The organism is Mycoplasma sp. 2248, from assembly GCF_034863245.1.
In the GTDB taxonomy this organism is placed as follows: domain Bacteria; phylum Bacillota_I; class Bacilli_A; order Mycoplasmatales; family Metamycoplasmataceae; genus Mycoplasmopsis.
The window spans coordinates 26,180-38,216 of sequence record NZ_JAYFFC010000007.1; the positions used below are offsets into that span (position 1 = coordinate 26,180).

At 30.3% G+C, this 12,037-nt stretch carries 11 protein-coding genes; 5 read left to right on the forward strand and 6 right to left on the reverse strand.

The genetic code is table 4. From position 1 onward, the window contains the following. Positions 1–238: 238 nt before the first annotated feature. From VBM91_RS02410 to VBM91_RS02435, 6 genes are all read right to left on the reverse strand, one after another. Complete coding sequence (locus tag VBM91_RS02410) at positions 239–508, reverse strand: hypothetical protein (RefSeq protein WP_323189173.1); 270 nt, start codon at positions 506–508, stop codon at positions 239–241. Between the two features lie 193 nt (positions 509–701). Continuing rightward, positions 702–2,081: a M17 family metallopeptidase gene (locus tag VBM91_RS02415; protein WP_323189174.1), complete on the reverse strand. Its 1,380-nt coding sequence runs from the start codon at positions 2,079–2,081 to the stop codon at positions 702–704. A gap of 78 nt (positions 2,082–2,159) precedes the next feature. Then, positions 2,160–3,527, reverse strand: coding sequence for a leucyl aminopeptidase family protein (locus tag VBM91_RS02420; RefSeq protein ID WP_323189175.1), 1,368 nt, complete (start codon positions 3,525–3,527; stop codon positions 2,160–2,162). Between the two features lie 3 nt (positions 3,528–3,530). Continuing rightward, positions 3,531–3,914 (reverse strand): YigZ family protein, encoded by a 384-nt coding sequence (locus tag VBM91_RS02425; protein WP_323189176.1) that lies wholly within the window; start codon positions 3,912–3,914, stop codon positions 3,531–3,533. Positions 3,915–4,000: 86 nt separating this feature from the next. Further along, the gene (locus VBM91_RS02430) at positions 4,001–5,143 is read right to left on the reverse strand and encodes a DnaJ C-terminal domain-containing protein (protein ID WP_323189177.1); all 1,143 of its coding nucleotides are present in this window, start codon (positions 5,141–5,143) and stop codon (positions 4,001–4,003) included. A gap of 28 nt (positions 5,144–5,171) precedes the next feature. Then, entirely contained in the window at positions 5,172–5,843 is a 672-nt protein-coding gene (locus VBM91_RS02435; protein ID WP_323189178.1) for a recombination protein O N-terminal domain-containing protein, read from the reverse strand. A 94-nt stretch (positions 5,844–5,937) separates the two neighbouring features. On the opposite strand from VBM91_RS02435, the gene VBM91_RS02440 reads away from it, so the two are divergent. The 5 genes from VBM91_RS02440 to VBM91_RS02460 form a co-directional block, all read left to right on the forward strand. Continuing rightward, complete coding sequence (locus VBM91_RS02440; protein ID WP_323189179.1) at positions 5,938–6,264, forward strand: hypothetical protein; 327 nt, start codon at positions 5,938–5,940, stop codon at positions 6,262–6,264. After that, positions 6,257–7,921, forward strand: a complete 1,665-nt coding sequence (locus tag VBM91_RS02445; protein WP_323189180.1) for a DAK2 domain-containing protein — start codon at positions 6,257–6,259, stop codon at positions 7,919–7,921. Before VBM91_RS02440 ends, VBM91_RS02445 begins: the two co-directional genes overlap by 8 nt. Continuing rightward, positions 7,921–8,940, forward strand: coding sequence for a phosphate acyltransferase PlsX (plsX, locus tag VBM91_RS02450; protein ID WP_323189181.1), 1,020 nt, complete (start codon positions 7,921–7,923; stop codon positions 8,938–8,940). The genes VBM91_RS02445 and plsX overlap by 1 nt, the downstream gene beginning before the upstream one ends. A gap of 1 nt (position 8,941) precedes the next feature. After that, positions 8,942–9,622, forward strand: a complete 681-nt coding sequence (gene rnc / locus VBM91_RS02455; protein WP_323189182.1) for a ribonuclease III — start codon at positions 8,942–8,944, stop codon at positions 9,620–9,622. Then, a partial coding sequence (locus tag VBM91_RS02460; protein WP_323189183.1) for an AAA family ATPase occupies positions 9,622–12,037 on the forward strand: 2,416 nt, incomplete at its 3' end. The genes rnc and VBM91_RS02460, both read left to right, overlap by 1 nt.

Below are 12,037 nucleotides of genomic sequence, written 5' to 3' on the forward strand. Positions count from 1 at the left end.
ACTGATTAAAATTTTCAACTTTAAGTGTATATTTAATTTTATTATTTTCTCTTGTGGTTGCTTTACCTATTTATGCTGTAAACATATATCGAATAAAATGATCAGATGTGCCAGGTCTCGCGATAGATGTACCTCCTTATATCCCTAAATCCATTGGATATAAAGCTTATCTAATGTTTCTCGAAGACTATTTAATCACATATTTTATCTGTATATTTATAATAATACATAATGTTATTTACTTAAGAAGAGCAAACAAGAATAGTTGATTTACAAGTTTCTTTCCTTTCTTATGTGAAAATATTAAGATTCAATATTCATTTGCATATAAAATGAAACTTATTACATTTATATGCACATATATAATTGTTGTTCCTATTTTTATAACAGGTATAGTTTTTCAATTTATATCAAATTCTCTTGGATATCTTTTACTTCGCCGTATTTCGACACCTATTATTTCTTGAACTTCTTCCACAATATTATCACTAGTAATTTTATTTTTCATTTGCATCTTAGTTTTTCAAGATGGTAAAAAATTATATTTAGTAACGAAACAAAATAAGAGTGGCGATAAATCTTTTACTTATTGAATTAAGTAAAATAATATCTTCTTCAATCGTAAAAATTAGTACAAAAAATACAAATATCCTAGTTAGAAAGTGATATTTGTATTTTTATATAACTTTTTTGAGGTTTTATTATTTAGATGAATCAAGAGCTAATTGTGTTAATGTTTTTACCATTACACCTGTAGGTCTTGAAGCGATATCTGCTGTTCCTGCAACATCTAAGTGAATGTATTCAACATCTTCTGTGAATTCTTTCAAGAACATAGCAGCTGATGATGAACCTCCACCAATACCGCTTAAGTCAGTATTTTTAAGGTCGGCAACTACTGAGTTTCTAATTTCTTTGGCAAAAGCTTCATCAAGTGGCATTCTTCATACTAATTCATTTTGTTCTTTAGCAGCTTTTAATAATTCTTCTCAAGCAGCATCTGTAGTAGCTCATGCACCTGTGTATGTTTGTCCTAATGCTACTAAAATAGCACCTGTTAATGTAGCAACATCAACTAATCTTGTAGCTTTTAAGTTTCTTACAGCGTATGTTAATCCATCGGCCATAACTAATCTACCTTCAGCATCTGTGTTGTTAATTTCAACTGTTTTACCATTCATTGATGTTCAAACTGAATCAGGTAATGAAGCATCTCCATTAACTCTATTGTCTGTAATACACATAATTGCAGCAACGTTTGTTTTTGGTTTTAATTGAGCAATTGCTTTAAGAGCTGAAGCAACAAACACAGAACCTGACATGTCAAATTTCATACCTAACATGTTTCTACCTGTTTTAATGTTGTATCCACCTGAGTCAAATGTAATTCCTTTACCTACATAAACTGTTTTTTCGTTTGATTCAGGGTTACCGTTGTATTCAATAACAACAACTCTTGGTTCAAACATACTTCCACGGTTAACTGAAAGTAAAAGTCCCATTTTTTGCTCTTCGATTTGTTTTTTATTAAGAACAGTAACTTTTAAGTTTGAGTATTGTTCTAAATCTTTTCTAACAACTTCTGCTAATCATTCTGAGTTACAAATGTTTGGTGGTGTCACTTGTAAGTTTCTTGCGAAGTTAACAGCTTCTGATAATACAACTGCTTGTTTTAATGCATCTGCATATTCATTTTCATCTGTAACTGATAATAATGAAATTGTAAATTTCTCATCTTTTTTAGCTGTTTTAGCTGAATATAAATCAGCATTTACATAGTTGTAAGCTTCGATGAAAGCTTTAACAACTTGTGCTAATGTAACTTTTTCTGTTACGAATGAATCTAAATCAACTTGGATATCTCTACCTTGACTTGTAAAGAATCCTTTTGCAAATTTAGCTACTGATTCAAAAGATAATTTATCTTTTTCTCCCATAAATACAAGAGCTTCATTTTTATCAAAGTATTCTGTTACAACATTATTTTTTTGAATTAATGTTGATGGTAAGTTTTCATCGTTTTTGTAAACTGCTTTTAAAAGCATTGAGTTATTTCTAACTTTATCAACTGTTTTAATCATAATTTCCTTTCATACAAATAAGTGAGTTATTTAATATTTTATAAATATTAAACTTTCTAAATAAATAAGTAAATTATATTACTTATTTTCATTTAATAATGCATATTCAACTAATGTTGCAACTAATGCACCTTGTGGTTCGCCTTGAACATCTGCAGTACCAGCAACATCACAGTGAATGAAATCAATATCTTTAGTGAATTCTTTTAAGAACATTGCTGCTTGTGATGAATCTGGTCTAACTTTTGAACTTCAGTTAGCTAAGTCAGCAACTTTTGAACCCTTGTTACCTTTGTTATAATCTTCGTGTAAAGGCATTCTTCAAACTTTTTCGTTCGCTTCTTTAGAAGCTGCTAAAAAGTCATCTCATTTTGAATCATTTGTTGATCAGATTCCTGTGAAAATATTTCCTAATGCTGTTAACATTGAACCTGTTAATGTTGCAACATCAATAATTGTTGTTGGTTTTAATTTGTCAGCTGCATAGAAAATTCCATCAGCTAAAACTAATCTTCCTTCAGCATCTGTGTCAACTACTTCAACTCATTTACCTGACATAGATTGGTAAACATTCTCTGGTAATGAAGCATCATTGTTAATTCTGTTATCTGTAATACACATAACAGCAGAAACATTAACATCGGCTTTTAATTCAGCTAAAGCTTTAACTGCATAAGCTGCAATTACTGAACCAGACATATCATATTTCATACCTTCCATATGATATCCTTTTGTATTAACTCCACCTGTGTCAAATGTGATACCTTTCCCAACTATAGAAATATGTTCTTTTGATTTTTTGTTCCCTTTATAAGATACAACTACAACTCTTGATTCATGAACACTTCCTTTATTAACAGACAATAAAAGGCCCATATTTAATTGTTCAATTTCTTTTTTAGTTAAAACTGTTAATTCAAGACCTTCAATACCTGAAAAATCATTTGTAATCTCACTAGCTAACATTTCTGAGTTTAAGAAGTTTTCTGGTTTAATTTGAAGATTTCTGACATCATTAATTGCTTTTGCAACTACTTCAATTTTCTTAACTAATTTTGCTGAAACATTTTCGTTTCTCACATACACATAGATGTTTTTGAATTTTTCTTTATCTTCTTCAATTGATTTTTTGAATAATTTCACTTGTCCAAATAATAATTTTGAGTAAATAATTCTGAATGTTTTTAAAACATCATTATTTAAAACAAATGATTCAACATCAACTTGATAATCCCTATTAACTGAAGTTGCTAAATTCTCAAATAAAGCTGCTAATTCATCGAATGATTGATGTTTTTTATCAATGTAAATGTATGAAACATTTTCACTTAAGTTATCTGTAATTTTTCCATTTTTAGTAGCTACATAAGAAGGAAAATCTTTGTTTTCATAAGCTGCTTTTAAAACTAAAAAATCTTTTTTAAGTTCTTTAATTACTTTAATCATTTTTTATTTCTCCTTACCTTGATTGTCTTTTAAATATAAGTTAATTACTGTTGAAGCTGATTCCCTGTAAGCTTTTTTAAGTGGTCCAGCTCCTAATTTTGTTCCACCAAAATATCTAACAACTGCAACTAAAACATTTTGCGCTTTTGTTAATCTAATTAATTCAAACATAGGCTTACCAGCTGTTCCAGTAGGTTCTTTATCATCTGAAAATCCACCTGTTTCAGCACCATTTGAATTTAATAAATATGCATAACAAATATGTCTTGCATCTTTATATTGTTCTTTAAGATCCTTTAGAATTTTGTTAACTTCTTCTTTTGAAGAAACTGGATATAAATAACCAATAAATTCTGATTTTTTAATAACTAACTCGTTCTTATACATAAATTAAATTAATTATAATTTAATTTAATAAACTAATTAAAATTAATTGCTAAATTAAAACCTAACTACTATAGTTAGGTAAAAAATTATTTGTTAGCTTTTTCAACTGCTTGAACAAAATCTTGATTTGATGAATCAGTTACATTTTGTAATGCAGCTAAAACTTCTTTTTTATTTTTTCTATCTAAATCAGGAATAATAACTTCTAAATGTAATCTTAAATCACCTTCCATACCTCTGAAGTGAACTCCTTTTTTAGGAACCTTAATCACTTTTGAGTTTGTGTAGGTTTTCTTCATTTTAATTTTTACATTCCCTCAAGGAGTTGGTACGTCAACTGTGTTTTCTAACATAATATCAATGAATGAAACTGGAAAGTCCATTTCAATATCCATTCCATCTCTTTCATAATATTTATGAGGTAGTACATTAACTGTAATGTATAAGTCTCCTGGTGTTCCACCGTTTTTACCTAAACCACCATATCCAGCAACTTTTAATCTTGTTCCTGAAACTGTCCCTTCCTCTATTTTAATAGAAACGGTTTTTTGGATAGCTGAGTAACCTTCACCACGACACTTTTTACATTTTGAAACAACAACCTTACCTTTTCCATGACATGTTTCACAAATAACCTGCTGAACTTGTTGACCAAAGAAACTATTAACAACTCTTCTTTTGTGTCCTACTCCATTACATGAACTACATGTTTGCAGATCATTTGGATTTTCTGCTCCAGTCCCTGTACAGAACATACACATTTCTCATTTATCTAATTTCTCTTTAATTGTTTTTCCTTTAAGAGCATCCATAAATGAAATATTTATATTAGTTCTATAATCATCCCCTCTTTGTTGATATGAACCTTGAGAACTTCTTTGTCTTCTCCCTCCGAATCCACCGAAAATGTTCTCGAAAATATCTTGAAAATCTTCAGAAAAGCCTTGTGCACCACCAAATCCACCACCATAGTAGTTTCCACCTCCTGGGTTTGCTCCTGCTCTTCCATTAGCGGCGTCGTGTCCGTATTGGTCATAAACTTTTCTTTTCTCAGGGTCTGAAAGAATTGAATAAGCTTCATTTAATTCTTTCATTTTTTCATCAGAAGTCTCATCTTTCAATTTATCTGGATGATATTTTTTAGCTAAACTTCTGTAAGCTGTTTTAATTTCTTGTTCAGTAGCTGTTTTTGAAACACCTAAAATTTCATAATAATCTCTTTTACTCATAGTTTTATTATTTTAGCATAAAACTCAGTTATTTGCTAATATTTAAATGATTAATTATTTGTTTCTTATATTCAATAAAAATAAACTTGTTAATTTCACTGTTTACATCATTGACATAGGCGTAAAAGTCATGAAATGAATATCATATAGCTTGTAAAACTGAAACATCAAGTCTTTGGGTAATATCGTGATTTTGACAAATAAAACCTAAATTAAAATCAAAAGAAATAAAGTCCTTAATTCTTCCACATCTTTTGCAAGAATTAAATGATAAATCAATACCAAAGTATAGTAATGAGTGTGCATAAAAGTATGTTGAAACTTTAGTTCAAGGTACATTATTAAAACTATCAAAATGTCTATTGTATTCAGCGAATAAATGATTTCTAGTTCTTATATTCTGGAATAAAAAGTTCAAACTATTAAATAGCTTAATATTATTTAAATTAGTGACATCAAGTAATTTTATTGTGCTTGATTTTTTTAATCTTCCATACTTATTTTGTGTTCTTGAAGCAAAATATTCAATTTCAACAATTGAACCAACTATTAAGTTACTTCTATTTTTTGAATGTACATTATTTAGACCTCTAGCAACTAAGTCTAACCTCCCAAAAGCAGTGAAAAAACTGACAATATGCTCATTGTCTGATATTTCGTGTAAGTTTAAAACTATTGCGTTTTTGATTGCTTCAGCCATAATTTCACCGCTTATTAGAGTGTATAAATATTATATATTTATAAAAATAAATTAGGGTAAAATATATATACTTTATCAAACACGGAGGTTTTGGATGGATACATTGCAAATTAAACAAATGTTCATTGATTCAATTTCTAAAGTTCCAGGCGTAAGATTCTTACACGAACCAACTTTAGATATCAATTGTGAACCTGACACAATTGTTAGATTAAATCCTGAAGAATATTTTGAAAACATTGAGGTTTTATTAACTGAAAATTCACGTGTTGAAATTAAAGCAGCAATTACTGTTTTTGATGGCACACCAATTAAATTCATCATTTCACAAATTTACAAAATTATGGAAATGAAATTAAAAGCTAAGAAATTTAAATTCAATAAACTAATTATCATTGTCAAGGGAGTAACCAATGAGTAAAAGTAAGAAAGTAGATAAAAGAAATATCCTGAATGGTTCTGAGTTAGCTAAAGCATTTTTATCAGGAGCTAAAGCATTAGTTAATGCAAAAAACAAAATCGATGCGTTAAATGTGTTTCCTGTTCCTGATGGAGATACTGGAACAAATATGTCTTCAACAGTAGCAGCTGCTATACCTGATTTAGAAAAAGCTCAAAATGAACCAGTATATGCTATTACTAAAAAAGTTTCAACAAATATGATTTATGAAGCTAGAGGGAACTCTGGTGTTATCCTTTCACAAATTTTCAAAGGATTTGCTTTAGGTACAGATGGTAAAGTTGAATTGAATACTCAAGATTTAATTCAAGCTTTTGAAAAAGCGACTGAAATTGCTTACAAATCAGTTTTTAAACCTGTTGAAGGAACAATTCTTACAGTCATTAGAGAAACAACTGAAAATCTTAAAAAAGAATTCGAGGGTAAAAACATTCACTATTCAGTATTCTTTGAAGAAGTTGTTGCGTTTGCACGGAAAAGTTGTGATGAAACACCTAACAAACTTAAGAACTTAAGAGAAGTTGGAGTTACCGACAGTGGTGGTGAAGGTCTTTACACAATTTTCTGAGGAATGAATGAAGCTCTTCACGATAGACCAGTTGAACTTAAAGATAATTCAGATGAAGTCATAAACTTTATTGGTGATAGCGAAGTTTACGAAGGAGAATTTGGTTACTGTACAGAAGTTCTTATCGATTTAACTGAACCAGCTAAATTCAAGAAAGCAAACTTTGTTGCAAAACTTGAAAAATTGGCTAACTCACTTGTTGTTGTTTCTGACAACAATATCCTTAAAGTTCACGGTCACACAGTTAAACCTGGCGATATGTTAAACTTTACTCAACAATATGGTGAATTTATCAAAATCAAATCAGAAAATATGACGCTTCAAGCTAACTATTCAAAAGCTAATGCCGAAAAACTTAAAGAGTCACAATTACAACATAGTGAAGAAAGTAGAACACCTTGTGGAATTATCTCATGCAACTTAGGTTCAGGTATAGTCGCAAGAATGAAAGATTTAGGTTGTGACTTTGTTGTTGAAAGTGGACAAACACAAAACCCATCTGCTCAAGACTTGATAAATGCAGTTAATAATGTAAATTCAGATTCAGTATTTATTCTTACAAACAATTCAAACATCATACTTGTTGCACAACAAGTAGCGCAAGTTATCCAAGACAAAAACGTTATTATTATTCCTACAAAAACACAAATCCAAGGAATAACAGCTATGCTTAATTTCAACCACGAATCTTCAGTTGAAGAGAACGTTGAAATGATGAATGATGCAATTGCTAATGTAACTACTGGTGAAATTACAAAAGCAATTAGAAACACGAAATTAAATGGTGTTCAAATTAAAGATGGTGATTATTTATCTATCATCAATGGAAAAATCACTGCAAGTTCATCAAAACTTTTAGATGCTGCTAAAAAAATAGTTAAAAAAGCAATTACAGAAGACAAAGAATTAGTCACAATTTACTACGGTGATGAAAGCTCACTTGATGAAGCTGAAGAAATTCTTAACTTCATTGAATCAAACTATGATATTGAAGTTGAAATTATTGAAGGTAATCAACCTACATATCAATTCATCATTGGAGTTGAATAATGAAAGACTATAAATTCAAAATTGCTTTTGACATAAATGGAAATGATAATGGTCCAAGCGCAGCAGTTGAAGCTGCTAGCAAATTTGCTCTTCAATTCCTTGATACACAAATTCAATTAATTGGTGACATTTCAAATATTGATAAAACAAAACTTCCTGAAAATATCTTACTTATTAAAAACAAAAATGTTCCTAGCGAACCTAAGAACATTAGAAAATCAATGAACGAAGATACATCAATGAATCTTGCAATTAGTAAAGTTATAAACAATGAAGCTAATGCAGTTTTATCAAGTGGAGATAGTGGAGTTTATATTTCAACATTAACACTTAAATTAAAAAGATTACAAAACATTTCTAGGCCAGCATTTATGCCAGTTGCTACATCTATTTTAGGTAGCAAATTGCTATTTTTAGATGTAGGTGCTAACTTAGAAACAAAAGCACAATATTTAGTTGAATGAGCCATGCTAGCTTCATTGTTCTATAAAACAATGTTTAAAGTAGCAGAACCTAGAGTTTCACTTATTAACATTGGAACTGAAGATTACAAAGGTCCTACATCAACTAAACAAGCTCACGAATATTTGAAAACATTAAATGATATTAACTATGTTGGATTTGTTGAATCCAGAGAATTATTTAATGGAAACATTGATGTAGCTGTTGTAGATGGTTATGCAGGTAACACAATGCTTAAAAGTTATGAAGGAGCAATTGGTGCATTTTCAAAAGCACTTAAAGGTCAAATATTAACTAAATTAAAATACAAAATTGGTTATTTACTTTTAAAAGGTGCATTTAAAAATGTTGGTAAATCACTTGACTACCGTTCAGTTGGTTCTGCTTGAGTACTTGGTGTTAATGGACTAGCAATTAAAGCTCATGGTTCATCTGATGCAAAAGCTTACTACAATGCATTATTATCAATTCAAGAAGCTCTTGAAAATAACTTATTAGAAAAATTGCAAACATTATCAGATTCAATTCAAGTTGATAATTTAGAAAGCGAAGAATAATATGGTTAATTCACTTAAAAGCTTTTTTGAAATAAATAATATTCAGCCAATTAGAACAGACTATTATCTATTAGCAATTACACATTCGTCTTTTAATAGAGATAAAGATGACAACTATGAAAGACTTGAATTTTTAGGAGACTCACTTCTACAATTTGTTAGTTCAAACTACATATTCAGAAAGTATCCTGAATTATCACAAGGTCACGCAACCAGATTAAGATCAACTGCGGTTAGAACGGAAGCACTTGCTAAAATATCTAACGAATTAGGTCTTTTAACAATCTTAAGAACTGGACCTGGAAAAATGCGTGAATCAGTGATTAATTCACCAAAAGTTCAAGCAGACGTATTCGAAGCAATGATAGCGGCTATATTTTTAGATCAAGGATTTGAAAAGGCTTCACAATTCATAATCAAACATATATCTCCTATCATTGACTCGGTACACAATGACGAAAATAAAGATCCTAAAGGACAACTACAAGAATACTTTCAAAGTATGACAAAGGAAAGTATCACATATCAAACTGATCAACTCAGTGATAAACGTTTTTTAGCAAAAGCTAAACACGATGGTGTTATTTATGGTGAAGGTGTTGGTTTAAGCAAAAAAGAGGCTGAAACTAATGCTGCTATTGATGCGCTACAAAAGCTTAAAGATAAAATTGAGGTGCAATAATGAAATTAGTAAAAATCGAAGCACATGGTTTTAAATCATTTGCTGAACCTGTAATCTTACGTTTTGATGGAGGTGTTGCCGGTATTATCGGACCAAACGGTTCTGGTAAAAGTAACATCAACGATGCTATTAAATGAGTTTTAGGAGAACAAAGTTCTAAAGAACTTCGTGGAGACTCAATGCAAGACGTCATCTTTGCTGGTTCTAAAACAGCTAAACCAATGGACTTTGCAAGAGTTACATTAACATTTGATAACAAAAACTCAAATAACTCAATTCCTGATGAAGTTGTAACAATCACACGTGAATTACAACGTGGTAAAGGTGTAAACAACTACTATATGAATGGGCAGCCTTGCAGATACAAAGATATTAAAAGTATTGCAATGGAAACAGGTATTGGGAAAAGCTCATTAGCTATTATTTCTCAAGGAACTGTTTCAGACATCGCTGAAGCATCTGACGAAGATAGACGTGGAATTTTCGAAGAAGCTGCTGGAGTTTCTAAATTCAAATTCAAGAAAACCGAATCAGAAAGAATGCTTAAAAGTGCTGAAGATTCAATGAATCAACTCGAACCTAGAATTTCAGAGCTTGAAAAACAACTTGGACCATTAAGAAAACAAGCTGAAAAAGCTTTAATCTACAGGGATAAAGCAGAAGCTCTTAAAAAAGTTGAAATTCCATTCTTAGCTAAAGGAATAAAAGAAAATAAAAGAATTTACGAAGAATTAGACGAAGAACTTCGCGGTGTAGACGAAACAATGCAAAAATACAAAGAAGAAATCGCTAGTTTACAAATCGAAATTAAAAACGCAAAAGTTGAAAAAGAAAAAGCAAGACAACAAGTTGATGAACTTGAAGGAACATACAATGGTATGGCTTCAAGATTAAACTCATTAAACTCAACAATTGATCAACAATTTGCAAAAATTAACTTAATCACAAGTGGACAAGTAACAGTTGATAATGATGAAGCTATCAAATCATATGCAAGTGCAATTAAAAGACTTGAAGCTGAATTACTTTACAACACACATACTTATGGTGAACTTAAAGCTCAATTTGAAGAAACTAGAAAACAAATTGAAGAAGATACAAACTTAGTAAACAATTTAAGAATTGCTAACCAAAACCACAGAGACAACTTAATTTCTGCAAAAACGACTTTACAATCTTTATACAGAACTAAAGAATCTAAATTAAACCTTTTCAAAGGTCCTAAAACAATTATGGAAAACAAAATGTCTTTCAAAGGTGTTAAAGGACTTGTTAGAGATTTAATTAAAGTTAAACCAGAATACATCACAGCTATTGAAACTGTTTTAACTCACGCTGCACAACACATTGTTGTTGATATTCCAAACACAGCTGTTAAGGCAGTCGAATTCCTTAAACAAAACAATGGTGGTAGAGCAACATTTATTCCTCTTACATCTATCCAAGAAAAATTTGTTCGTGACGACTATTTATTAGCAGTTACAGGACACCCTGGTTTTGTTGCTCTTGCTTCAGATTTAGTTGATGCAGATCCACAATATTCAGTTTTAGTTAAATTCTTATTAGGGAACGTTGTAGTAGTTGATGATATTAAATCAGCTAATGCAATTTCAAACCTTCTTGAGAAAAAATATATGATTGTAACTCTAGATGGTGACATCATCCGTGTTGGAGGGGTTATTGTTGGGGGAACTGCTCAAGAAAGCGATAACGTCTTAGGTATCGATGAAAAAATTGCTAACCTTGAAAACAAAATCGCTGGTATTAAACCAATGATTAAGAAAAATGATCAACAAATCGAACAATTATCATTTAGACGCAATCAATTAATCCAAAAGAGCAGAAGTACTGAATTAGAAATTCACAACTTAGAAAACTCAATCAAACAAAAACGTGAAGAAGTTACAAACTTAAAAGGAAAAGTTGATGCTTCTTCATTATCACTTGATGATTTCGAAAACTCTGAAACAGTTATTGAAAGAAACAAATTACAAGCAAAACTTATCGTTGTTAAAAATGAGCTTGCTGTTGCTAAAAACTTATATCAATCTTGAGATGAAGCATTATCACTTTACAACACTAAATTATCAGATGCTCAAGATTCTCAAAATGCATTAAACAAAGGTTACAGCAGCAAAATGATTAACAAATCTGAATCATTCAAGATTTTCACTGAATATACAAACAGATTAGCTAACGTTTACCATATGACAGTTGAATATGCTGATCAAAACTTTGTTTTAGAAATTTCTTATGAAAAAGCAAAAGAATTTGTTGAAGAATTAAGACAACAAATTGCTGAACTTGGAAATGTTAACTTAGAATCTATCGAACAACTTGAAGAAGTTGAAAACAGATATGACACATTAGTAGCTAACAGAGATGAATTAGTTCAAACAAGAGACACTTTATACC